Annotated in this window: 18 protein-coding genes; all 18 read left to right on the top strand. The window is 38.7% G+C overall.

Going from position 1 to position 26920, the window contains the following annotated elements; translation table 11 throughout:
* The first annotated feature begins 1 nt into the window (after position 1).
* Positions 2 to 2086, top strand: a complete 2085-nt coding sequence (locus ABVF21_RS05030) for a cell wall-binding repeat-containing protein (RefSeq protein WP_371017612.1) — start codon at positions 2 to 4, stop codon at positions 2084 to 2086.
* 277 nt (positions 2087 to 2363) lie between these two features.
* Positions 2364 to 6515 (top strand): cell wall-binding repeat-containing protein, encoded by a 4152-nt coding sequence (locus ABVF21_RS05025; RefSeq protein ID WP_371017611.1) that lies wholly within the window; start codon positions 2364 to 2366, stop codon positions 6513 to 6515.
* A 123-nt stretch (positions 6516 to 6638) separates the two neighbouring features.
* Positions 6639 to 7430 carry an SGNH/GDSL hydrolase family protein gene (locus tag ABVF21_RS05020; RefSeq protein ID WP_371017610.1) on the top strand — a complete coding sequence of 264 codons (792 nt, stop codon included), beginning with the start codon at positions 6639 to 6641 and terminating at the stop codon, positions 7428 to 7430.
* Between the two features lie 104 nt (positions 7431 to 7534).
* Positions 7535 to 8677 carry a non-hydrolyzing UDP-N-acetylglucosamine 2-epimerase gene (gene wecB, locus ABVF21_RS05015; protein ID WP_303534099.1) on the top strand — a complete coding sequence of 381 codons (1143 nt, stop codon included), beginning with the start codon at positions 7535 to 7537 and terminating at the stop codon, positions 8675 to 8677.
* Between the two features lie 160 nt (positions 8678 to 8837).
* Entirely contained in the window at positions 8838 to 10922 is a 2085-nt protein-coding gene (locus tag ABVF21_RS05010) for a cell wall-binding repeat-containing protein (protein ID WP_371017609.1), read from the top strand.
* Between the two features lie 40 nt (positions 10923 to 10962).
* On the top strand, positions 10963 to 11583 hold the full coding sequence (locus tag ABVF21_RS05005) for a hypothetical protein (protein WP_371017608.1): 621 nt from the start codon (positions 10963 to 10965) through the stop codon (positions 11581 to 11583).
* 344 nt (positions 11584 to 11927) lie between these two features.
* Entirely contained in the window at positions 11928 to 12707 is a 780-nt protein-coding gene (locus tag ABVF21_RS05000) for an ABC transporter permease (RefSeq protein WP_303534093.1), read from the top strand.
* Positions 12708 to 13433: an ABC transporter ATP-binding protein gene (locus tag ABVF21_RS04995; protein ID WP_194218730.1), complete on the top strand. Its 726-nt coding sequence runs from the start codon at positions 12708 to 12710 to the stop codon at positions 13431 to 13433. It begins immediately after the preceding gene.
* The gene (locus ABVF21_RS04990) at positions 13430 to 14641 is read left to right on the top strand and encodes a glycosyltransferase (RefSeq protein WP_303534088.1); all 1212 of its coding nucleotides are present in this window, start codon (positions 13430 to 13432) and stop codon (positions 14639 to 14641) included. The genes ABVF21_RS04995 and ABVF21_RS04990 overlap by 4 nt, the downstream gene beginning before the upstream one ends.
* A gap of 58 nt (positions 14642 to 14699) precedes the next feature.
* Entirely contained in the window at positions 14700 to 15983 is a 1284-nt protein-coding gene (locus ABVF21_RS04985) for a nucleotide sugar dehydrogenase (RefSeq protein WP_303534086.1), read from the top strand.
* 12 nt (positions 15984 to 15995) lie between these two features.
* On the top strand, positions 15996 to 17366 hold the full coding sequence (locus ABVF21_RS04980) for a nucleotide sugar dehydrogenase (RefSeq protein WP_371017607.1): 1371 nt from the start codon (positions 15996 to 15998) through the stop codon (positions 17364 to 17366).
* A 23-nt stretch (positions 17367 to 17389) separates the two neighbouring features.
* Entirely contained in the window at positions 17390 to 19516 is a 2127-nt protein-coding gene (locus tag ABVF21_RS04975) for a glycosyltransferase (RefSeq protein WP_371017606.1), read from the top strand.
* A 22-nt stretch (positions 19517 to 19538) separates the two neighbouring features.
* Positions 19539 to 20240: a glycosyltransferase gene (locus tag ABVF21_RS04970; protein WP_303534081.1), complete on the top strand. Its 702-nt coding sequence runs from the start codon at positions 19539 to 19541 to the stop codon at positions 20238 to 20240.
* 329 nt (positions 20241 to 20569) lie between these two features.
* Positions 20570 to 22258: a hypothetical protein gene (locus ABVF21_RS04965; protein ID WP_371017605.1), complete on the top strand. Its 1689-nt coding sequence runs from the start codon at positions 20570 to 20572 to the stop codon at positions 22256 to 22258.
* Positions 22255 to 23319 (top strand): glycosyltransferase family 4 protein, encoded by a 1065-nt coding sequence (locus ABVF21_RS04960; protein ID WP_371017604.1) that lies wholly within the window; start codon positions 22255 to 22257, stop codon positions 23317 to 23319. The genes ABVF21_RS04965 and ABVF21_RS04960 overlap by 4 nt, the downstream gene beginning before the upstream one ends.
* A gap of 225 nt (positions 23320 to 23544) precedes the next feature.
* Entirely contained in the window at positions 23545 to 24771 is a 1227-nt protein-coding gene (locus ABVF21_RS04955) for a glycosyltransferase family 4 protein (protein WP_371017603.1), read from the top strand.
* The gene (locus ABVF21_RS04950) at positions 24768 to 25886 is read left to right on the top strand and encodes a glycosyltransferase family 4 protein (protein WP_371017602.1); all 1119 of its coding nucleotides are present in this window, start codon (positions 24768 to 24770) and stop codon (positions 25884 to 25886) included. Before ABVF21_RS04955 ends, ABVF21_RS04950 begins: the two co-directional genes overlap by 4 nt.
* 40 nt (positions 25887 to 25926) lie before the next feature.
* Positions 25927 to 26895 carry an LCP family protein gene (locus ABVF21_RS04945; RefSeq protein ID WP_303534075.1) on the top strand — a complete coding sequence of 323 codons (969 nt, stop codon included), beginning with the start codon at positions 25927 to 25929 and terminating at the stop codon, positions 26893 to 26895.
* Positions 26896 to 26920 lie beyond the last annotated feature (25 nt).

Below are 26920 nucleotides of genomic sequence, written 5' to 3'. Positions count from 1 at the left end.
GGTGTCACAACTGAAGTCAAAAACTATTTTTCTTTTGTTATTATGCAGTTTCTTCTTTTCTGTAGAGCCTGAATTATCAGAAGCTGAATCTGATAATGAGACAGAGCGTATTCTTGTTACATATGAACAGACTAAAAGTCCGTCAAGAGATTCAAAACTTTCTACGAAAGTAGAAATGATTGATGTACCTGTCGATGAAGTAGATAAAATGATTGAACAGTTTGAAGCAAATAAAGATGTACAGCATGTCGAAATGGATCAACCAGTTTATTTAATGGATTCAGTACAAGCCAATGACACTTATTTATCATATCAAAAGCCGTGGATCGATCAGATTCATCTCATAAAAGGGTGGGAGCTTGCTAATGTTGAAGCAAGTTCATTAAAGGTTGCGGTAATTGATTCAGGAGTTGATCTGACTCATCCAGATTTAAAAAGAAATCTTGTAGATGGGATTAACCTAGTCGAACCGTCTAAATCGGTTCAGGATATTGATGGTCATGGTACAAAAGTTTCTGGACTTATTGGAGCTGTAACGAACAATCAACTAGGGGTAGTTTCTCCTTCGCGTGGAACTTCGATTATGCCAATCAAAGTAACAGAAAACGGTACTGGTAATTTATCAACAGTTGTTCAAGGAATTCGATATGCAATTGATCACGATGCAGATGTGATCAATTTAAGTCTAGGAAACTATAATAACTCATTTGCTTTAAGAACTGTAATTGAAGAAGCGATTTCAAAAAATATTCTTATAGTAGGCGCTGCAGGTAATGACAATGATTCAGGAGTGGTTTTTCCAGCAGCTTATCCTGACGTTTTAGCCGTAGCCTCTGTTAAAACAGGAACTGAAGAAAAAGCTTCCTTTTCAAATTATGGATCATTAGTTGATATTGCTGCTCCAGGCACGGACATTTATAGTACTTCATTGAATGGAGAATATGCTTTTGATAAAGGTACAAGTATGTCTGCGCCAATTGTCGCTTCATCAGGTGTGTTACTAAAGGAATATGCTCCATATTTAACGAATAAGCAAACGTTTAAATTATTAAAGCAAACGGCTAGTGCTCTGACTAATTCATACGACCTTGGAAGTGGCGTGTTAAATATGGAAGGAGCTATTAACGGAGTAACAGAGTTTAACCGTATCTATGGTGACACTGCAATTGATACAGCAATCGAAATTTCCAAAAAAAATTGGACTACGTTGGAGGAACAAACGCTATCCATTGGAGGCGATAACAAGAAAGGTCGCTTCGTAGTACTTACTCGCTCAGATGATTTTCCTGATAGCTTAGCTGCTTCTCCGCTTGCTTCTATGCTTGGTAGTCCGATTCTACTCACGAAAAAAAATAGTCTATCTGTCAGTGTAATGAGGGAACTTAGTAGGTTATCTGCTAATCATGTTTTAGTTATAGGTGGGAATAATGCAATTCCTGAAGCAATTACAGAACAGCTTAAAGCGGAAGGGATTTCGAGTACACGCATTGCAGGAGATAACCGCTATGAAACAGCTACTAAAATTGCGAATATCGTCGGTAGTGAAAAGACAAAGGAAGTATTCATCGTTTCTGGTGAAAAGTTCCCAGATGCTTTGTCTATTTCATCTTTCGCATCAAGGCTCGGAGCCCCTGTGCTTTTTACGAAGAGTGATTCTTTACCAGCTGAAACGAAGGCTTTTTTGAACGATCTTGATCCAGACAAAGCTTATGTTATTGGTGGAGAATCGATCATCGGTAAGAGTGTGTACTCTCAAATCAAATCTTCCAATACGGAGAGAATTGGGGGAGAAGACCGCTTTGATACAAACTTCAAAGTATTGCTAAGGTTTGGAGTAGCAGAAAATAGTGAGGGAGTCTACTTTGCTACTGGTCTTAAGTTTCCAGATGCCTTAACTGGTGGGGCGGCTGCATCGTTATCAAGTCATTCTATTATTTTGGTTCACCCTACTAGAGAGAATAATGCTTTAGAGAAGTCCATTCTCTATTTAAATAATCAAGGAATAAATCAATATCGGATTCTAGGTGGTCCTGCGGCCATTAATCAAACAAAAGCCTGGGATATTGATCAAATGCTTGTTCAATAAAAAAGAAGCGTCAGTGAAAATACTGACGCTTCTTTTTATGTAATCTAGTTAACTGAGCGTTTGAGAGTATTTATTCATTACGTCATTATTAAGCTTTTATGGACAAAAGTCCTAAAATATCTACAAATTATCAAAAAATTTCACAATTTTAACAGTTTAAGATTGACTCTTAATCGCTTTATAATTAAACTGAAAATAGTGAATTATTATAATAATTCCGCTCATAAGGAGGATCGATTGCAGGAACTTCACAAATTACTAAGGGGGATTTAATTAAATGACGTTTAAGAAAAAAGTCCTGACTATTGTTGCGGGCGCTTCTCTTGTTGCTTCTTCATTCGCGGGAATGACGTATAATCCAGAAAAAGCTGAGGCTGCTTTGACAGAAACCAAGAAATTTAAGCTTCCTGTCACACAGGAGATTGCCTCACTTGCTGCAAGTGAACAATCAAAACAGGAATTAATTATTGTTGCAAACGAACACGGTGGGGCTGATCTTACAAAAGAGCTTGAAAAACTTGGAGTGAAAGTAAAGAAGAATACAAACAACTACTTGTATCTTGCTGAAGTTCCAACAAATAAAGTTCTGCAGGTATATCGTTTAGACTCTGTTGGTATGCTTGGGGCGAACAATGAAATCGTGCTGGATGAAGGTCCGAAAGAAGATACTGATCTTAAACCGAAAGTGAAAAACCCTGAAGATGTTGTTAAACCTGCAACCGAAGAAACTCACTCAGCAACCGGTGTTGATGAATTCCACGACAAGTATGATGGAACGGGAGTGAAAGTAGGGATTATTGACACTGGTGTCGATCCAGGCCATGAAGCCTTTACTCAATATAATGAAAAAGGCGAAATTATTTCTTCTAAAATTAAAGGCGTCGTAGATACAGTAGGAGAAGGGGACGTGTGGTTTCAGCAAGAAGCAGCTGAAGGCGACTCTATTACTGTAGAAGAAGTCACATATAAAACAGAAGGTATTGATGCGGAAGACGATACATATTATTTCGGTACGTTGAATCCAGCATCTTATGATGTAGATGGAAAAGGCAAGCCGTTGTATAGAGATTTAAATGGAGATGGAACAGGAGATGCTAATTTCGATGTTCTTCTCGTAGATGACAAAGTCTATATCGATATCGATCAGGACAAAGATTTCACTGACGAAAAAGCATATGGCGAGGGCGATGTTGATAACATGGACCTTAACCCCGAAGATAAAGTAGCTGGTGCTAACTTTAGAATTGCAAGTCCTAGTCCTACTTATCAAGGTCATCAATTCCCAGATTCAACATTGTATCCATTCCCAGTTGCGACAGTTTTCTTTGATGGTGACGGTCACGGCACACACGTATCCGGTATTACAGCTGCAAATGGACCTGAAAGAGAAAATGAAACTGGGGCTGTAGCTGCTGAAGGTGTAGCACCTGGGGCGGATCTATATGGTCTAAAAGTATTTGACTCTGGTGGTAAAACATTTGGCTGGAGTATTGCGAATGCAATGTATCTTGCTGCTGTACCTGAAGAGTTAGGTGGATTTGGAACAGATGTTGTAAACATGAGTCTTGGCTCTTCACCAGACCTTAATGATGGATCCGGTGCTTATGCGAAAATCATTGAAGATATGGGCGAGTTATTCGATACGATTTATGTCACTTCTGCTGGTAATGATGGACCCGGAGTGGATTCCGTAGGTGCTCCTGGTGATGGAGTGAAAGCTCTTTCGATTGGAGCATACATTAACAGTAAGATGTGGGCAACTGAGTATGGATACTACCCATATGGAAAAAATGCAGATGGATCTCCAGTACAAGGGGAAGGTTTATGGTACTTCTCTGCAAACGGACCGACGGAAGATGGTCAACAAAAACCAGACTTTGTGGCACCGGGATCTGCTTATGCTTCTTTCCCAGAGCATTTAGGTAATTACGAAGTTCTTCAAGGAACAAGTATGTCTTCTCCATATGTAGCTGGAGCGGTAGCAACACTAAAGCAAGCTGCCCTTAAAGATCGTATTCCGTTCGATTACGAGCTTGCTCGTGAAGCGCTTATTCAAACAGCTGTTCATGTGGATGGCTACACTCGTGTTCAAGAAGGTGCTGGACTTATTGATGTACCTGCAGCCTATGAATACATTCGTAAGCATTATATTAATGAAGTAAAAGAAGTTAATGTGACTGTATACCACGGGGAAAAGGTGTCCGGTGGACCAGGACTTTACGTTCGAAACAAAGAAGTACCTGAAGAAGTTAAAGTGATGGTAGAAAATCCAACAGATGAGACGAAAAACCTTAACGTTTCATCAAACTCTGATTGGTTCACTCCTTCTGTGAAAAGCATCAAACTTAAACCAGGTGAATTTAAGGAAATGACTGTGAAGTATGATAAGAGCAAGATGGATATTGGTGTTAATGCAGGCACACTTTTGATCGATGATCCAGATACCGCTTATGCAGAAGCACGTTCTTTCCAAACCATCATACTTGGAGAAGAGTTTACTTCTGAAGATCGTTTCCGTTTAACTCATGAAGATGAAGTGCAATCTTCGAAGACGAAGAGTTATTTCTTTAATGTTGCAGAAGGCGCACAAGAAGTACGATTTGCCTTGGAAGCTCTTAAAGAAAACGATGAATTCCAGGGACGCGTACGCATGCTTGTTATGAATCCTGATGGCGATCAGGTTAACGCATTCCAAGGCTATGCTGGTTATGATGGAATTGGCGTAGAAGACTATGTTGCGAAAAGTCCTAAGTCTGGTGTTTGGGAAGTAGCGGTCTATGGTACTGCAGCTCCAAAAGACGACCTTGATATGAATAAATTTAAACTAGAAGCATTCGTTCAGGATGTTGTATCTAGCCCGGGAAGAATTGCGCTTGGTAGCGCTATGCCGGGAAGTGAAGTATCTAAATCTGTAACATTTGAAAACTACTTATCTACGAAACGCTCAGTAGAAGTAGTAGGCGGCGCATTTAGTAAGCCTGAAACAATGAAAAGTCGTGAAACAGTCAAAGGTAAAGGTGGGGTCTACGATAAGACAATGACCCTGAAGAATAATATTTCTCTTGATGTATCAATCGGCAATACGAGTGATGCGGGCGATGACCTTGATCTTTACCTTTATCGTTCAAAAGATGGTAAAACGATCGGGGATTATATTGCTATTGATGCAGATGGAGATTCTGAAGAATCGTTCTCTGTTAAAAATCTTCCGGATGGTGAATATACAATCCGTGTAGAAGGTTATTCAACGGTTGGAGATACTACAGATTTCGACCTCTCTGTTACAGAAGCTAAAGTTCTTGAGGCAGGAGAAGATGGTGCCGGTAAGATTGAAGTTACTGGTAAATCTAGCTTTGATTTAGGGGTAGGTAAGAAAGCAACGACGGATGTGAAAATTACGACACCAGAAAATAGCGGTAAATATACAGCTGGAGTATTCTTGAAAGATAAAGCGACTGGTGAAGTTCTTTCAATCGTGCCGGTTGAGACAGATGGCGAGATGGTAGAAGTAGTAGCAGGAGACAATCGCTTTGAAACGGCTATTGAAGTATCAAAGCAAATGTACCCAGAAGGTACTACTGCTGATACAGTATTCATCGCAACTGGATTTAATTTCCCGGATGCACTATCTGCTGGGCCATTAGCAAGTGCCTACGATGCACCGATTTTACTTGCTAATAAAGATGGAATACTTTCAGATGAAGTACTAAACGAAATTTCTCGCCTAAAAGCTAAGAATGTGATGATTCTTGGTGGCGAAAATGCAATCTCGAAGAAAGTAAACACGCAGCTTGCAAACATTGGCGTAAGTACAGCTGATATCGAGCGCCTTAGCGGAAACACTCGTTATGATACGAACGTTCAAATTATTAAAAAGCTTGCTGAAAAAGGTTCAACTAGTAAAGCGGTCTTCCTTGCTACTGGTAAAAACTTCGCAGATGCTCTAAGTGCAGCTTCCATTGCTGGTGCTAACGATATGCCAATTGTACTGACTGATGGAAAAACGCTTACTGAAGATGCGAAAAAGCTAATGAAAGGTAAGCAAGTATATGTTCTTGGTGGAGATGCGGTGATCTCAGATGAGGTAGTTGATATGACTAATGAACTATCGCTTACGACAAAACGCCTTGCCGGAGCAAACCGTTTTGGTACCCTTGTTGAAATTCATAAAGAACTAGGTACAAATACAGATCAACTGTTTGTTGCAAATGGAATGAACTTCCCGGATGCGCTTGCAGCTGCACCACTTGTTGTGAAAGATCAAGGTAGTATGTTCCTTGTGAAGAGTGATGAAATCCCGAAAGAGATTGAATCTTATCTTGTTAAGTACTTTACAACAACGGATGTATCTGGAGCGAAAGTGCTTGGTGGAGAAAATGCCGTGAACAAAGATGTGAAAAATAAACTAAACAAATGGTTAAATAAGTAATTATCCCAAAAAGCCGCTCTCTAAAAAAAGAGCGGCTTTTTTAATTTATACTTGCAATCATTTTCCCTTTATTACAATAATATTAATAGATACCATTATTCGACAGATTTCAGGGGGGAATGTATGAAGAATGTAGTATTATTGATTACGATCATTGGGTGTCTAGCACTTGTAATAGTTGGGAAATTGCATTGGGACGATAAGATTGCCCAAACAGGTGAGACTGTTTGGGCACAAGTCGATTCAAAATCGAATGTAGATACTCGAAATAGTGAACTAAATGAAAATCCTGTAAGTGATAAGGATTTAAAAAAACTTGTTTCCAATTTTCCAGAGCAGGTACAGGAGAAAATAATGTCTTCTAATGATCCGATTTCAGTCGCTATTGTTGGGTCTGAATCGATTGGAACAAAGAAAAATGGACTCAAGCAAAGCGTTGAAAAAGGTTTGGAAGAGTCGTTTTGGAAAGGGGCTTTTACTGTGAAGGCGTTCACCTTTGAAGAAGCCACAACAAAGACGATTGTTCAGGATGAGTTATATGATGATGTTATCGACGAAATTCCAGATATTGTTGTATTAGAAGCCTTTACGTTAAATGATAATGGGAAGGTTATTATTGATGAAGGGCACCAGAATCTTTCGACTGTTATGTCAGAATTAAACGAGTCGTTACCTGGTGTGAGCATTATGCTAATGCCCTCTAACCCAATTGCGGACCCTGGCTATTATAATATTCAAATCAATGCGTTAAGAAATTATGCTGAGGCGAATGACCTGATTTATTTGGATCATTGGTCAGTCTGGCCAGCTGTTGATACTACAGAAATAGAAGACTATTTAGTAGACTCAAGGCCAAATGATAAAGGCTTTGACGTTTGGGGAGAATTTATCGTGGATTATTTCAGTGGTCACTAAATAGGTAGCCTTCCTTATGAATAGGAAGGCTTTTGCTTTTTTATGTGTGTTTTAATAAGATGGTACTGAACGTGCACCATCATTCGACCAAAAGGAGAGTCAACATGGCACCTGTTAAAGTAATGAGTGTATTTGGGACAAGACCTGAAGCGATAAAAATGGCGCCGCTAGTGAACGAATTAAAAAAGCATCCACAATTTATTACACCACTTGTTGCTGTAACAGCGCAACATCGAGAAATGCTTGATCAAGTTTTATCTATCTTTAAGATAGAGCCAGATTATGACCTCAATATCATGAAAAGCAAACAGACGCTTGCTGATATTACAACGAGAGCCTTAAATGGTCTAGATTCGATCATGAAGGAAGAAAAACCCGATCTCGTACTGGTTCATGGTGATACCACGACGACGTTTGCTGCAAGTCTAGCTGCTTTTTATAATCAAGTAGCTGTAGGTCACGTGGAAGCTGGTCTAAGGTCTTTTAATAAGATGTCGCCATATCCAGAAGAAATGAACCGTATGATGACCGGTGTGCTTGCTGATTTGCATTTTGCACCGACGATGCGTGCATTTGATAATTTATATAATGAAGGAAAAGAAACAGAACATATTTATATTACTGGAAATACAGCAATTGACGCTTTGAAGCATACTGTGAAAGAGGATTATTCTCATCCACTTTTAGAACAAATTGATGGCAAGAGAATGATCCTGCTTACTTCACACCGACGTGAAAATCACGGTGAACCAATGAGGCATATTTTTCAAGCAGTTCGCCGCATTATTAATGAATATGATGATGTGCATGTGGTGTTCCCTGTTCATTTAAATCCAGCTATTAGACAGTTAGCGGATGAAGCGCTAGGTGGACAGTCACGTGTTCATTTAACTGAACCTCTTGACGTGATTGATTTTCATAATTTTGCATCAAGAGCTACGTTGATCTTAACGGATTCAGGTGGTGTGCAAGAAGAAGCCCCATCTCTTGGCTCACCTGTTCTTGTATTAAGAGAAAATACGGAAAGACCTGAAGGTGTATCAGCGGGTACACTAAAACTTGTTGGAACGGATGAAGAGACGATCTATTCCACTGCATCGACTCTTCTCACAAATAAAGAAGAGTATTACAAAATGTCCCAAGCATCTAATCCTTATGGAGACGGTGAAGCATCTAAGCGAATCGTTGAGGCGATTTTATATTATTATGGAGTAACTGAAACGAAGCCCGTCCCATTTGTTGAATAAATGATGAGAAGCCTTTCTGCTTAGAGTGCAGAAAGGCTTTTTTTGATGCTTCTGTTATATCGTACAAATCACACATTTTAGAATAATTTGTCAAGGAGCATAGAAGTTCCAGTCATACTATAATAAAATGTAATAGATTACCATGATAGGAGAGTGGGATATGAAGAAAAGGTTAATTGTTCATTTTTTTCTTTTGTTGATCGTGTTTTTATTCAGTCCGTCATTTGCTGCAGCAGAAAAATACATAGTTATTGATCCGGGACATGGGGGACGTTTTACAGGTACGTCTGGTTATTCTGGGGATCAAACAGGCTTTTATGAAAAAGTTGGGACACTTGAAATCGGTATAAAACTAAAAGAAAAATTGCAAGGAACCGATATCAAGGTATTTATGACAAGACAAACGGATCGAGATTTTGCGAAGGATTCAAAGGAAGATTTGATTGAAAGAACGAAAATCGCAAACAATTACGTAAAGGGGAATAATGATAATTCACTTTTTATCTCCATTCATCACAATGCCTACCCTTTTAGCACGCTCGTAAAAGGATATGAAACCTACTATTATAGTAAAGGCGCAGCATGGGATGAGGAATACCCACCAGATCCCATTCAAGTTAACTTTGAATCTGAAAGTCGCAGGTTAGCTAGTATCGTTCATCCTTTAGTACTAAGTGGTACAGGGTTGCATGATAAAGGTATCCAAAATGATCAGGCTTTCTTCGTTATTCGAAATGCTCAAATGCCTTCTGTTTTGGTGGAGATTGGGTATATGTCCAATCCGTCAGAAGAAAGCCTCATTAAGACAAGTCATTTTCAAAACGATGCAGCTGAGTCGCTGGCTCAAGCTGCGATTAATTTCTTTAAAGTATTCGAGGTATTTGATAATAAAGGAAATGAAATCAAACAGTTTACTTCACGTGATGAGGCCATTACGTTTGCAAAGACTTTGAAGAACGTGACTGTATTTGATAAAGACAAGCAGAAGACAATCTATGATTCTACTAAAGTAAATTATGAAGTGTTCATGAAAGGAAAAGACGAAGTGATCTCCTTCACTGAACTGTCAGATGCAATTGCTTATGCAAGTGATCGAAAAAACACAAAAGTAATTGCAAAAGAAAAGGGAACAGTTGAATGGTCTAATTATTTACAGCGTCCTTATCAGATTCAAAATAAGGATGGAGTAAGTAAGGGGAATTACTACGAAAAGAGTCAGGCGATTGAGGTTGCCAAATCTATGAAGAATGTCAATGTCATCAGCCGGTCTTCGAGCGACGTTCTTTGGACAAATATTTCTGGAGAAACAATCACGAAATCACTTGAGGTGGAGGCGCTCTCTGGTAGAGATCGTTTTGAAACAGCTGTGAAGATATCAAAAGAGATCTACCCAAATGGTTTTAATGCGGATAAAGAATTGAAAACTGTTGTTTTGACGAATGGTTTAGGCTATGCGGATGCATTATCCGTTGGACCTTTAGCTGCTCAATTAGGAAATGCTCCAATTCTACTGACCAGACCCTCTTCGTTAGATTCCTTTTCTGAGAAAGAAATTAAGCGATTGAAAGCCGATAAAGTTCTTCTAATTGGCGGGGAAAATGCAGTGTCAACAACGGTGGAGAATCAAGTGAAAAAGCTAGGAGTTACGGTGGAACGTATCGGTGGGATAGATCGATTTGAAACAAATCTTATGATCAATAGTAGACTTGATCAAGTAGAAGGTGTATTTGTTGCAAATGGATTCAGCTATGCGGATGCTCTTGCAAGTTCACCGATCGCTTCTTCTTCTAATTGGTCGATTGTCCTGTCTGATAAGAAAAAATTAACAAATGCAGCTCTTTCTTATGTAAAGGGCAAGAATACAGCGATCCTTGGGGGAGAAGCTGTCATGTCTTCAAATATTGAAGAACAACTAAAAAATCTAAATGGCTCGAAAACGGTAGAGCGTTTATCTGGAAAGGATAGGTATGAAACTCTTGCATCCATTTTGGATGAATTTAGTGATGAGATAAAGTCGGACACGGTGATTCTATCTATAGGCCAGGATTTCCCGGATGCGCTCGTATCATCCGCATTAGCTGTTAAGACAGATGCCCCACTTGTTCTTGTTCACAAAGAACTCAATGCCAATGTTCAAGATGTTCTCTTTGAATACGGCATGCAAAATCGAGTCACTTCCTTCTTTACAATCGGTGGAAAAGTCGAAGAAAAGCCTAAAAATCAAGTTGCTAACCGATTGTATTGATTATGAAATCCTTGAATCATCATAAACTAGGAGGCTTTTTATGAAGAGAATAGCGTGGAGTGTTGTCCTTCTTCTTTTAATAACATCAGGCTGTGGAACAGCGTCAAATACTAGTCCGGACACCACGTTTCAATCTGGTGAAGGAAGTGGAAAGGTTAACGAACAAAAAGAAGATCAGAATTTGGACCTATCCTCTTATCGACCGGATACTGGTGTGACGAAGACATTTACTTCTCAAAAGAAACCGATGTTTACTGAATATATCGTTGATCAAAATGAAGAATATCTACAAAGAGTTATTACGCTTGGTGATATGAAGACAGCTCAAGTTATTAAATGGACTGAGGATCGAGCAGCTATTGTTGAACAGAGCGATTCATCTAACAAAGAAAGTATGTTAGATGAATTTGAAGCTGTGGAAGAAGTGGAAACGATCTTATTGCAACCTCATAACGAAGAAGAAATAGAGATTACTCTTCTAGATAACGTAGAGGTTCCATATGGAGAGTTTGATCATGTTCTAAAAGTGTCTGGAAATCAAGGTGATGAAGTTGAAATTACTACCTACTATGCAGAAGGCGTTGGTATGATTAAACAGGTGTATGAAATGACTGGTGATCAACGAGAAAGTGAAGTAGCTGAATTGGCTACGATTCAATAAGACAATAAAAGCAGCCGCCAGGCTGCTTTTTTCATTTATCAATGTAAATAAACCGTATGGAATAGCAAGATAAAAAGTTTGATCTACAAAAGATGGTAATTCAGGTTGGATTATGAAAGAATAAGTTAATCGTTTCTACTTTTTGAGAAACGTTAAGATTTTGTAAATTACGGTTGAATTAAGGAGGAGATGAGCGAAAAAGTGTAGAGAAAAGTTGATATAGCAAGGGTTATTACCTAGGATGCCACGCTTCTGATATTGGTAGACGACAGGAGCGGAATTATATAAAATATAATATGACGTTTGGAAATATAAATGCAGTTAGATTAGGAGTTAACAAGCGAATGATTAAAAAATTACTTAATGATTGGCGAAACAACAAAGATTTGCTTTATCACCTAACCGTATCCGAGCTGAAATCGAATACAGCTAGAACATACCTTGGAACGTTATGGTGGATTGTCGATCCGATTCTGTATATGGCGATTTATTATTTTCTCGTAGGGATTGTGTTAGATCGAGGTGGAGACGATTATGCTGTTTATCTTTTTACAGGTTTAATCCCGCTTAAATGGGCAACCGCTTGTATGGTAGATGCGACTACAGCGATTTCTTCAAAAGCGCGAATTCTGCAGCAGGTCTATGTGCCGAAGCTAACCTTTATTCTAGTGAGACTTGGTGTTAATACATTTAAGTTTCTTGTGAGCTCTGTCATTATGGTTTTATTCCTCTACTTTAGTGGAGTGGAGTTGACAGTTAACGCATTGAATTTCTTTATATTAATTGTATTGAACCTTCTTTTATTGCTACCAATTATGATTATTATGGCTCATATTGGCGTGTACTTAAAAGATATTAAGAACATGATGCAATACATTTCACGCACATTGCTTTATCTATCTCCAGTACTCTTTCGAATGGAATCTGTGCCTGAAAATATAAGAAGTCTTCTTTACTTAAATCCTTTTACAGATTTTCTAGTTTCCTATAGAAGAATCTTTCTCTACAAAGGCCAGCCACTGTGGGACAATCTCTTCATCATATTAGCGATTTCACTAGTCCTATTGTTTATTGGACTACGCATTTTGAACAAATACGACAAACAATATGCCAAGGTGATTTAATTGAAAAAGGACATTATTGAACTTAAAGATATTTGGGTTTCTTACCCTGAGCATTCAGATAACCCATTGAAACAATTGCTTAGCAAAGAAAAAAAGCAGTTTTGGGCATTAAAGGGTCTAGATTTCACTGTAAAGAAAGGTGAAGTTCTTGGTATTATTGGTCGAAATGGCTCAGGAAAGAGTACCCTTTTAAAGCTCATGAGTGGCTTAATTGAACCAGATCAGGGAGCTTATCATGTTGAAGGGAAGCGGCCGATGCTCCTCTCTCTTGGTGCAGGGTTTCAACCTGAGTTATCCGGAATCGAGAATATTTACCTAAATGCCCTTCTGTTAGGAAATCGCAAAAAGAAAATCGATGATAACCTTGAAGCGATTATTGAATTTTCCGAGCTAGACGACTTTATTTATAAACCGGTAAGAACGTATTCATCCGGTATGAGAGCAAGACTTGCGTTCTCTACTGCTATTATGCTTGACCCAGAAATTCTATTGATTGATGAAGTTCTCGGGGTAGGGGACTCTGCGTTCCAGAAAAAATGTAAAGATGCCATATTAGAGAAAATCCAACAGGACCGGACCGTTATTCTCGTTACGCATTCATCAGGTCTTGTGAAGCAAATCTGTGATCGTGTTGTCTGGATTCACCGCGGTGAGCAAAAAGCGGTTGGAGATACGAAAGAAATTGTCGAGCAGTATGATGAATTTATGAAGGCTAAGAAAAAATGAAGCACATCTTAATGGTTCTTTTTAAAGACATTGATTACGATGCACGGGTTCAACGTGAAGCCATTGCGCTTGCTGAAAGTGGCTATCAGGTAACCATTTGCTGTTTAAATGAATTTGATACTGATCCGCCTTTTTTACATGAATTGATCAAGATTAATAAGCTAGCCATTTCAACAAAACAGGCAAAGAAGGGAATGGCTACTGGACCGTCGCGAAAACCATCTGTTGTAGCGAAGATGGTTAGAAATCCAGCCTTAAAGCTGGCGAAGGATCAATATGCTAGCTACGAGTTTTACAAAAAAGTAAAGGGAACGATGGCTTCTGAAACCATTCATGCGATTCACTGTCACGATTTAAATACGCTCGATACCGGTAAGCGTTTAGCAGAACATTTTCATAGCAAGTTGATTTACGACTCACATGAACTTTTTAATGAAATGACCGGTCGCAATCCGCTTGATCGACGTTTTGGTTATTATATGGAAGGCAAGTTAATGAAACATGTTGATCGTTTTATTACCGTAAATCCGTATTTGATTGATAAATTCAATAAACGCTATGGCGAGCTACCACCCTCAATTTATTTGCAGAATATACCGCTCCTTCGTTTGGAACAAGAGCGTAAAAATGATCATTATTTTCATCATCTTTTTGGAATACCTACTGATAAGATCATTCTTCTATATCAAGGAGGGTTCTCAAAAAATCGCGGAATTGAGCTTTGTGTCAGAGCCATGAATCATTTACCTGATCCGTATCACCTTGTTTTGCTTGGCGATGGCGATATAAAAGGAGCACTTGAGCGTTTAGTGGACGAACAGAAGCTCACTTCCAGAGTACATTTTCATCCTAAAGTACCGCCTTCAGAAATACTTTCACTAACAAAGGAAGCAGACATTGGACTCGTGATGTACGAAAATGTAAGCGAAAATAACTATTATTCTACACCTAATAAAATATTCGAATATATGTTAATGGGGCTTCCAGTAGTATCTTCTAACCATCCAGGGAAAGCCTATTTATTAGAAGAATATGACTTTGGTCTACCTGTTGCAGAAGATGAACTAGCCATTGTAAAAGGCATTGAAGCTATTCAGCAAAGAAGCGATTATTACGTACAAAAATGTAATGAAGCGAGTAAAGTATTGAATTGGCCGAATGAATCCCGAAAGTTAATTCAAATGTATGGTGAATTATTTTCGAAGTAAGTAAGGAGAATTCGAAGATCTTAATTTCTGAAGTTACTGTGAGTGAGGAGTTGTAATTATGAAACTTGTCGTAATGGGCCTTGGATACATCGGGTTACCGACTGCTGTCATGTTTGCAAGGCACGGCGTTCAAGTGCATGGCGTGGATATTAATGAGCACGTGATCGAAACGTTAAAAAATAAGACGCTTCACATTGAAGAGCCTGGTCTAGGAGAGATGCTGGTTGAAGCAATTGATTCAGGCCATTTAACTTTTGGAACAGAACCGGTGTCAGCAGATGGTTTTATTATTGCTGTACCAACGCCAGTTAATCCTGATAAAACGGCGAACTTAAACTATGTGCGATCGGCGGCTAAAATGATTCAGCCTTTACTAAAGGAAGGGAACCTGGTCATTCTTGAATCAACAAGCCCTCCTGGCACGACGCTGAAGGTGCTGTCACCTATTCTAGAGTCATCGGGCTTAAAAGTCGGAAAAGATTTGTATGTTGCTTATTCTCCAGAGCGGGTATTGCCGGGTAAATTACTGGATGAGCTTGTTCATAATAATCGAATAGTAGGCGGCGTAAATGCTGACTCGAGTATCATGACAGAGAGAATTTACAAAATCTTTGTAAAAGGAATGATTCACCAGACTGATGCAACTACGGCAGAAATGGTAAAATTAATGGAGAATACGTATCGGGACGTGAATATTGCGTTAGCTAACGAATTGGCGCGTATTGCAGAACAGGTAGGATGCGATATTTGGAAAGCTGTCGAGCTGGCTAACTGCCATCCGCGGGTTAATGTACACTCACCTGGCCCTGGAGTTGGGGGGCACTGCATCGCGGTTGATCCCTGGTTCCTAGTTGAAGCAAGTCCAGAAGATGCTAAATTGATTCAAACAGCGCGAGCAATCAATGATAATGTTCCGAAAAGGATTGCTAACCAAATTAAAGAGCGAACTGAAGGAGTTGCAAACCCAAAAGTATCTTTACTTGGACTTGCTTATAAAGGAAATATTGGTGATGCGCGTGAAAGTCCATCACTGACTATATTGCAGGAACTTGAAGATATGGAAATTGAGTGTGCAGTTCATGATCCATACGTAGTCGATAAGCGGATCAAAAACCAATTTAATACAGTAGAAGAAACTGTACGCCATTCAGATTGTCTCATTATTTTAACTGATCATAATGAATATAAGGCGTTAGATCTTAAGTCTCTAGCTCCTTTGATGCGTCATACGTTGCTTTATGATACGAAGAATTTAATAAATAAAAAGCAGGCAGAGAGTGCTGGCTTCCGTTATGAAAAAGTAGGGGAATCCCAAATCAACACGAATTTATTACATTTATAAAGGATGAATGAGATGAAGGAAGCATTGTTAACGAAGTTTGAAACAGGTAATGCACGTGTAGGAGTTATTGGACTTGGCTATGTAGGACTCCCCCTTGCGGTTGAAATGGCACAAAAGGGTTTTGAAGTATATGGAATCGATGTATCTAAAGAAAAAATGGACATTCTAAATAACGGGAAGAGTTATGTAATGGACATTTCTGATAACCAAGTAGAGGCCATTATTGGTAAGAACTTCTTCCCAGGAGATGATTTTTCAGTTATCTCTAAATTGGATGCTGTTAGTATTTGTGTCCCAACTCCTCTTGCTAAAACAAAAGAGCCAGACGTTTCTTACATCAATGCTGTTGTTGGAAAATTGGTTGAATTTATGACAGAAGGAACGCTAGTTGTTCTTGAAAGTACAACTTATCCAGGAACAACAGATGAATTGATTAAAGCTGTTATTGAAGAAAAGACTTCTTTCCGTGCGGGTGAAGATTTCTTCCTTTGTTTCTCACCTGAGCGTGTCGATCCAGGTAACCAGCAGTTTAATACAAAGAACACACCTAAAGTGCTCGGTGGTGCAACAAAGCCATGTCTTGAACTTGGAGTCTCTCTTTATAGCTCGTTCTTAGAAAACATCGTTCCTGTTAGTTCAACAAGCGTTGCTGAAATGGTTAAGCTCCTTGAAAACACTTTCCGTAGCGTTAATATCGGTCTTGTGAACGAGCTAACGATGATGTGTGATCGAATGGGAATCAATGCTTGGGAAGTTATTGATGCAGCAGCTACGAAGCCATTTGGCTATATGCCTTTCTATCCTGGTCCAGGAATTGGTGGGCACTGTATTCCGCTTGATCCAGCTTATCTTTCGTGGAAAGCAAAAATGTTTAACTTCTATAACCGTTTCATTGAACTTGCAAGTGATGTGAATGGAAACATGCCACGCTATGCGCTTAATCAGGCCGCAGATATTTTAAATGATAATGAGAAGTCCATTAAAGGATCTAAAATCTTTATTCTAGGTATGGCATATAAGAAAAACATCGATGACCTACGTGAATCTCCAGCACTTGAAATTTATCGCCTTCTTGAAGATAAGGGAGCACACGTTTATTATCATGATCCGTTTGTTTCAAGCTTTAAGAATGGAGAAGAAGTTGTATATTCCGTTGAGCTGAACGACCAAAACCTTGATGACGCTGATCTAGTTGTCATCGCGACTGATCACACAACAGTAGATTATGATTATGTCATTGATCGTTCTAAGCTAATTTATGACACACGGAATGTAACAAAGAACTACAAAGATTCGAAAGGTAAAGTGACGCTACTAGGTGGACAGCAGAACTTTGATCTACCGACGAATGTTGAAGAAAACTCAAGTGTGAATCCTAAGTAATTGAAGTAAAAGGAGAATTCTACATGAAATTTGATGTTAGCCCATTTTATACAGAAAATATCGAGGTTTCTATTAATGAGGGTTGCTTAAACAACAAAATGATCGCTAGCGGAAGAAAAGCAAATTCCCTTCTTATTCTTTCTGGTAATGGGGAAACACAAGCTTCATTAGAACTAGCAAGACTTGATCAACGTGTGAAGGAGCTTGTTCGTTTTGATGAGGAGCTGCAACGAAAGAGTGAGTCATATCAATCACTGCCACGAGAGCTTCAGGAAAATATCATAATTCAAAAAGCGAATTACTATCATTCAGAAGAGCTAAGCTCATACCAAACAGACATGGTGCTTTTAGAAGGAAGCTTTACAAAAAGGTTCTTTGAAGAAGCATTTCTTGGAACGTTACATGGTTTAGTTTCCGAAGACATCAATGGTATGATTGCAGTCAAATTACCAATGAATGAAGAAATTACAGAGGATATTTCAGAAGTTGTTCTTTGCTTAAACCAATTCTTTATAGCAACTTCTATGGGGTTTGAAGATGGTTATTTCTTTTTCCTTGGAGAACCCCGTACTGTACTCCCTGAAGAACGAATCAAGCAAGAGGTTACAAGTGGCCTACTAGCTTCGATTTTGAAACTGGAGAAAGCACTTCAAAAGTTGAATCAAAGTCATCGTGTGGTAAAAGAAAAGAGTGACAATCAAGAAAATGATGAGATAGCAAAAGCGGTAGCAAATCAGAATCTTGATCAAATGATTCAGCAACAGTTTCAAATTCGTGAGCTTAGTGAACAGCTTAAGGTTCTTAAAAATGATTCGAAAAAGAAAGAAAAACAAATTACTCAGATCACTAGAAAATACAACCGTGCTCAGCACATCGTAAACCACTTGGATTCAAATGCATCGGCTAGATATTTAATTGGTGATGCTGTCATGGGATCAACAAAATCATTCGGTCGCGCAATTCGACTACCGAAGCGACTTGTTCAAATTTATAGGGACGCAAAAAATGGTAAATTAGGTCGAATTAAGAATGGTTCGGGATCATTTGAAATTGAACCGATCGATGACGGAAATGCTATTCTCTTTGTACCAACTAACGGGGCGGGTCTTGGACATCTCACGAGATTACTGGCTATTGCAAGACGAGTAAAGCGTATTGACCCATCTAAGAAAATTATTTTTCATACGACGAGTTCAGCCATGCATTTGATATTGCAAGAAGGGTTTCTAGGTTACCATTTACCATCCAAAATGCTCTTTCCTAAAGAAATGAGCGCAAAGCAGTGGAATGCGATGCTACGTGACCATCTAGAAACGGTTATTAGTATTCACCAGCCAGAAACGATTGTTTTTGATGGTGCGTTTCCTTATGCAGGTCTTGTTGCCTCAATGCGTAAAAAAGACGGGTTGAGAAAGATCTGGGTAAAGCGAGGACAGCATAAAGAAGGTAAAGCAGAGTTAGTGGAATCGAAAGAAGCAGAATTCGATGAGGTTTATGTTCCTGGTGAAGCTGGTGGGGAAAACAGTATGCGAAAAGAAGGAATGAAAACGTACTGTGAGCCTGTGTTATATCTTGATCGAGAAGAGCTAAAGGATCGTGAGAGTGTTCGTCGACAATGGAATATCCCAGAAGGTATGAAAATGGTGTATGTTCAGCTTGGAGCAGGTAAGATCAATGATATTCATTCAACGATTTCCATTCTTCTTAATGAACTACTAAAGAGAGATGATGTTTTTGTCGTAATTGGGGAATCCATTATTGGTAATCGAATGGATTTGAAAATGGATCGTGTTCTGACACTAAGAGACTATCCGAATTCCATTTACTTCAATGCTTTTGATCTCATCGTTACAGCTACTGGATATAACACATTCCACGAAGTCATGTATTTTGGAGTGCCATCGATCTTAATTCCCAATGAGAATACAAAAACAGATGATCAGGTGGCAAGAGCCATGATTGCTGGAGACGCAGGGGCTGCAATCGTCTTAAGAGATCCGGGCGCTACTGATTTTGAAAAAGCGATTCGAGAAGCTCTTGATGAAGAGAACAATCGAAATATGAGGAAAAGTGCTCTTTCACTTGTGAAGGAGAATGGAGCACAGCAAATGGCTGAAATGATTGTCCAAAATGTAGCAGCTAATAAATAGAATTGGATTTGGGAGAGTGATGATGATGAAACGAAAAATTCTAGTGCCAATCGCATTTAATAACTGGGCTTTAACAGATGTGAATGAGAGTCGTTTAACAAAGGAATGGATTGACCATCGTATGGGGATTTTCATGAAATACACATGCAAAAGTCTTAAAGCCCAAACGAACCAGGATTTCACTACAATTCTTCAGTATGATCAGCGTTCAGAAGAGCATGTGATGAACGCTCTTAAACAGCACGATCCACTTCCAGATAATATTAGATTCGTGCCTAAGAATGCCTATAACAAAACTTTAGAACGTGAAATTCAGGACTATGATGAAGTGTACTTCGCCCGCATTGATTCTGATGATATGTACCACAAAGGTTATTTTGATTTTCTGAAAGATCATCAGCCAGTTGAAGGTACTGAAGCACTTATCAACCAGTATGGCTATTTTTATGACGAGTATTCAGATAAAGTAGCAACTGCCAAAATCAAATCACCACCTTTTTATACACTTATTTATAATGTTGCTGAATATTTAGAAGGCAAGCGCCACCCTGTAAAAGGGCATTTATCGGTACACAGCCTGAAACATGAATTGTTAGAGCCAAGAAACTATGTGCAAGTTATTCACTCGAATAACATGTCTACATCATTTGAAAATCGCTACATCGATGGATTAGTTGAAGATGAGAATGAAAAAAATCAAATTCTCCGTAATTTCTGGGGATAAACGTTTATATGAAAAGCTGTCGGGTTGTGCCGACGGCTTTTTTTACTAATAGTTCATGGCGTTTTATGCGCTAAATGAAAGGGACTTAGAAAATAGAGGCCTTAAAATAAGTGGAACCTTATTTGTATATAGAAGCAAGAAGCCTTCATGCGATTGATTTCATAATAAAGAATGCCACCTCATTTTTTAACAGTAGCTTTAAGGAAAGATGTAAAACATTCGAAATTTACCATTTAATCCTTTTTTGATCATGTGGAATCATATATAATTCAAATAAATGGTATTCAATTAATCAGCTGCTTTGGCAGTAGAATCAGGAGAATGGTATGTTGAAAAATCAATTAACACATTTACAAAATGAGTCATTTACCATTCCTGAATCTCAACGCTCCAGACTAAGGTGGTGTGGGTCTAGAGCTTCAGGGCAACATATACTTCACATTAGTCAAAAACCAGGTATTCTTTCGATCATTAATCAAGATCCTCAGCTAGATGTTGTAAATATTTTCGCTAGTGAAGACTCTGTAGTTCTTACTCATCCACTAAGTAAGGATTGTGTAAGTACCTTTTGGTCGGGGGATTTGAAGAGCGAGATTCCTTTTCCTATGAATTACTTCGATGCCATTATTACGGAAGACACGTTAATCGAAGTTATGTCATCGCAGAATAATGAAGTCCAGAGATTACTTAAACCGAATGGGAAAATAATTGTAACTGAAACATTAGAACATGCAGAAGAATTAAGAAATGAGTGGGAAACACTATTTCATAACTTTGAAGAAATTGATATGCGCATTGATGAACACTACGTGAGTTGGGTTGGACGAAACGTTGTAAATCCCCCTACAGATTATAGGGAGGCAGGGAGAGCTTTTCTTGAAGAAATAAGAAAAGTCATAGTGAAAAAGAAAGCTAAGCGTGCTGCCTTGTTACAAAAAGAGCTAGAAACGAAAAGAAATGAGGAAGTAGTTAGGCTTGAAGAAAAGAATAAACTTCTCATGAAGCTCCCTATTATCAAGAAAAAGCACGAAACGCGAATTAATCAAATCCAGTTAACGAGTGATGAGAAAAAAACCCTTCTTCAAGAGCCGGAAGAAACGATAGTGAAACCTAACAAAATGAGACCTGAGGAGCAATTAGCTCATTTTTCAACGTTAGGAAAAATGACGATTGTCTATTGGGATTCCGAAGTATATAGAAAAAATAGTCTTACGCTTGCACATCAGTTAGTGGATACACTGAGGAATAGGGGCAAAAATGTCGTTTACGTCTATGAAGAGGAAAACGAAGTGATAACTCCCATTCACCTTGATGGATCGAGGTTCTTACAAATCTCGACTTCTGAATTCTGGAGAAGCCTCCATTTATTTGAAGAGCCAGAAATGTATATCACTCATTCTGATCTCCAAATATCTAAAAGAATAGGGCGATTGCAGTGGAAGAAATGGAGTATTTTCTATTTACCAGAAAAGATAGTAGATCGTGATGCTCACTTATTTCTGATGAATAGTCTTGATCCAAGTCACTTTCTAGTGTCAATGGGACGCATGCATCCCATTAAATTAAGGGAAGAAAATTCTGTAGTGAACACATTAACTAATGAATCTTCTCGTATTATAATCGGTTTTGTTGGTGATCTTGGAAAAGACTGCATTGATTATCAAGCAATGAAAGATTTGCTCGTGGAAAACAAAGGTCTAGGGATAGAGTTAATTGGATACAATCTACCAGATTCAAAGCCTATCAACTCGAAAAGACTTACGATCAGAGAGTATGCAAACGATGTTGATTTAATGAAAAGAGTCGGAAGATGGACAGGTGGCATCCTTCCATTTCGATATTCGGCGTCAACCTCCGCGCTTGTAAAGATGGAAAGCTTAGGCATTCCTATATTTCATATTAAAGAATGGAGTGCTCCACTAGAAGATCAAGAATTTATTTCTTATGGTAGTGGAGAGAAAGTCAGTGTCTTGTTAGAGGAAGCTGTCTTACACTTAGAGGGGAGGAACGATCGTTGAAAATCCTCTATATTTATCGCTATTTATTACTAGGTGGAGTGACCACACAACTTGCGAATAGACTTGGCTTTCTAAAATCGATTAGTGATCCCCACTTTATCTTTCTATCCGATCATGGGGGACAGACGGCCTTTGGAGATTACGAGAAAATCCATGTTATGTCAGAACCTTTGACCATCTATCAGTATATAAAAGAACATGATTTCGATTTAGTTATTGCAATTGACACGAAGGAAATAACGGACTACTTAATAGAAGTACATTGCAAGACCCCTATTATTCAAGAAGTACATGGTATATCTTATAAGCTAAATTATTTAGTAGAAGAGGATCAACGCCATTTCCAGGGGTATATTGTGCCTTCGAATTATAGTAAAAACAGAATTGTAGAAGATTATGCTGCACCTGAAGAGCGAACATATGTCATTCCAAACTGTCTAGATACGACATTGTTTTCCTCAAAAGAAGTAGAACCGATTACAAATAAAAAGATCATTTGTTGGGTTGGAAAACTCAATGATCATAAAAATTGGCAAGGTTTTTTGGACCTCTCAGCACGAATTTCTCAGAAGAGAGATGACTGCGTTTTTTGGATTGTCGGTGGAGAGACTGCTTCGTCAAAAGCAACTAAGCACCTTTTTCAGGAAGCAAACAAGCGAGAGCTCAGTATTCATTGGATAGACCGGATGGAGTATAGTGAAATGCCAAAGCTGTATGCAATGGTGGCTAAAAGCGGTGGTTGTACAGTGAGCACTTCCAAAGGAGAATCGTTTGGGATGAGTTTGATTGAAGCGATGGCTTGTGGATGCCCTGCAGTAGCACCGAGGGTTGGAGCTATTCCTGAAATATATCTGGGGGATTTAGGGCGCCTAACATATGAATTACACGATTTGGTAGCGTGTGAGTCTATTGTGGATAGTCTCCTTGATAATGCAAAGGAACGTAATGAGCAAATTCAAAAGGGGATTCAAAAGGTACAAAAACACTATTCAATTAATCAAGTCGTCACCCAATACTTTGAGTTACTTCAAACATTATCTACTGTTCAAAAAGTCTGGTAAAATACCGGGCTTTTTGTATGTCGTCCTGTTCTACTCGTAAATAGCTATTGTTGTTAGCAACAATAGTGGATGGCACAATTTAACAATAGAAATTATGAACTGAGTGTAAATTTTTGTTTACACTTCTGATCCATTCCTCAATCAACTTTTCTTTCGAATCATAACGAAGTATAATGAAAGAAGTGTTTTTATGTCGTATTCTGGTGAAGAGGGAAAGGATTCATTATGAAGATTTTATATATATCTCAACATTTCCCGCCCGAGATAGGTGCAGCTCAGGCGCGCGCCTATGATATGTCAATGAATTTGGTAGAAGAAGGCTGCGATGTAACAGTAGTTACATCATTTCCTAATCATGTTTCTTCCAAAAAAATATTTCAATGGAGCAAGCATCTTGGTTTAAATGTTATTCGTACTTTTGTCGTACAAGATACAAAAAAGAGCAAGCTCAGAAGAATGCTGAATTACTTTTCATTTATGACAACCTCTATCATAGCCGGATTATTTGCTAAAAAACCTGACGTCGTCTTTGCTACTACCCCTCAACTTTTTGTTGGGCTTTCCGGTTATGTAATAAGTAAACTGAAACGTGCCAAATTCGTGATTGAAGTTCGAGATTTATGGGTGGATTTTGCAGAAGTTTTAAATCAAATTAATAATAAAAAATTATTAACGCTGGCTCGGAAATTAGAATGGTTTCTTTTTAAGCAAGCTGATCATATTGTTGTAGTTACGCATGGGTACAAACAATATCTTATTGAAAAGGGTATCCCTGAAAATAAAATCGATGTGATTACTAACGGTGTTAATCCAACTGAGACAGGAGTCCTAGTACCTGAAGAGGGAGTGAGGATTCGTGCTGAGCACGGTTTGGAGAATAAGTTCATTATTTTATATGCGGGTAACATGGGCATTGCTCAAGGCTTGAGAACTGTACTTGAAGCGGCAAATGTTCTGAAAGATGTCTCTTCGATTACCTTTGTTCTTATTGGTGAAGGGGCTGAGAAAGAACGCTTACAACAGTATCAAAAGGATAAAGGTCTCCAGAATGTTCTGATCCTCGACAGCCGAGCTAAACAGGAATTGAATGGATTTTATGCGGCTGCTGACTTATGTCTTGTTATTTTAAAGAACCATCCGCTGTTTGAAATCACTATTCCTTCAAAATTATTTGATTGTCTGGCTATGAATAAACCGATCCTATTAGGGATTGGTGGAGAGTCAAAAGAAATTGTCAAAAGTTTAAATGCTGGCCTCTTTTTTGAACCAGAAAATGCTGAGTCGCTTGCGAACGTTGTGTTAGAAGCTACTTCTAATCCGAAAATTATGGAGTTATTAGAGAAAGATGTACGAAGTAAAATGTTGTTAAAATATAATCGTCAGGAGCTATCCAAGAACCTGGCTCACTTATTGGAATCTACTCAGGACAATGTAAAAGGTTGGTCGCAATGAAAAAAGTGTGTGTCATCACGTCTATTCATTCTCCTTATGATGGACGTATTTATCATAAGCAATGCAAAAGCTTAAAAAGAGCAGGCTATGACGTTGTGTTAATTGCTCCAGAGCCTGAGGTGGCTGAATCAGAAGAAATCCCTCTCATTACCTTTAAGCGTCCTTCAGGCGTAAAGGAGCGTCTTAAATCAACTTTTCATTTGTATAAACTTGCGAAAAAGACAAAGGCGGATCTTTATCACTTTCACGATCCTGAGCTTATGATTGTAGGGGTTATGATCGAGGTGTTTCTTAAAAAGCCTGTTATTTATGATGTGCACGAGCATTACCCGAATACAATCATGGGGAGGGAATATATTCCTTCTTTAGTGAAAGTCCCTATGAAATACGCCTATGTAGGCATTGAAAAATTGGCATTAATGAAAATAAGCGGTGTGATTTATACAACAGAAGAAATTGGTCGTCGTTATCGCCGCTATAATGGGTGTAAGATTGAAAATTATCCTCTCAAACAAATGTTTCCAGAAGCCTCTAAAGAAAAAAATAAAAACCAACTTATCTATTTGGGGGGAATCACGAAAATTAGGGGCGTATTGCAGCTGCTTGAAGGTTTTGGAGAAGTTGTGAAAAAAGCTCCTGATGCGAAATTACTCTTTCTTGGTAGTTTTGAATCGACTGCATTTAAAGATGAAGTAGATCAACTTATTAATAAGCTGGGTATTGATCTGAATGTTACGTTCATCAGCAGGGTACCATACGAACAGATATCGGCATATGTCGAACGTTCTGCCATTGGGGTTCTTCCATATCTACCATACCCCAACCATCTTGTTGCCCTTCCTAACAAGTTATTTGAATATATGGCTGCTAGTAATGCTATTATCGCATCAAATTTCTCGCACTATGCGAAAGTAATCGAGAATAGTCAGGGTGGCTTAGTTATTAATCCTGAAGATCCTAAAGATATAGCTATGAAAATCAATCAACTTCTTAGTTCCCCGAGTAAAACAAAAGAGCTCGGTGAAAATGCCAGAAGAGCCTTTGAAAACACGTACAATTGGTCTTGCGAGGAAAAAAAACTGCTTGAATTTTACCATGCTATATTAACAAGATAGCGGTGAAATTGGAGAAGCTTGAAAGAAGCGGGGAATTTTAATGAAAAAGCAATCAAGAATAAAAAGAAGGCGAAAGAAAAGTTTATTTCGCAGACTGTTAACGTTTGTACTGTTGATCGTTCTTGTCCTTATTGGTTATGGTGCTTATCTTGCCTATAATGCCTATGATGCAGCATCTGGCTCCTATCAGGGATTATCTCGCGGAGAAAAATCAGCCCTTCGTGATGCGGAGGTTGCAGTAACGAAGGATCCGATTTCGATATTAATCATGGGAATAGAGGATTATTCTACGGGTGGCGATAATGGGCGGACTGATACGCTAATGGTAGCGACAGTTGATCCAGATTCAAAAAAAGTTAAATTACTAAGCATTCCTAGAGATTCGAGAGTAGAGGTTGTTGGTAAAGGGATTGAGGATAAAATTACTCATGCTCACGCTTATGGTGGAACAGAAATGACGATTAACACTGTAGAGAATTTCTTGAATATTCCAATTGATTATTATGTGAAAGTGAACTTTGAAGGATTTAAAGATGTGATCGATGAAATCGGCGGTATAACGGTGGACGTCCCATTCGATTTCGTTGCGCATACGGATGTACCAGGTGGGAGAGCAACGTTCACAGAAGGCCCAATGAACCTCGATGGAACAGAGGCACTAGCTTATGCACGAATGCGTAAGGATGATCCTCGCGGTGATTTCGGTCGAAGTGATCGACAGAAGCAAGTAATAAAAGCTGCGATGGACGAAGTTTCTACAGCATCAGGTTTGCTAAAGTTGGACGATATTGCTCAGCACATTGGAAATAACATCGAAACGAACTTGAAGCCAACTGAATTATTTGCTCTTCAAAAAGCTTATTCTGGTGTAAGGTCCTCTGATATTGAAAGCCTTACAATTGATGGTTCGGATGAAAGAATTAACAACGTGTATTATTTTAAACCAGACGAAGAAAGTGTAGCTTCACTCAGTCAGCAACTAAATGCCACTTTAAATTCAACTAAATAAATAAAAAAAAGCATCCGATTATGGA

This window comes from Pseudalkalibacillus sp. JSM 102089, assembly GCF_041366475.1.
GTDB lineage: Bacteria > Bacillota > Bacilli > Bacillales > Guptibacillaceae > Guptibacillus > Guptibacillus hwajinpoensis_B.
The sequence above is the reverse complement of the archived record's forward strand: the minus strand, read 5'-3'. Positions and strand labels throughout refer to the sequence as shown.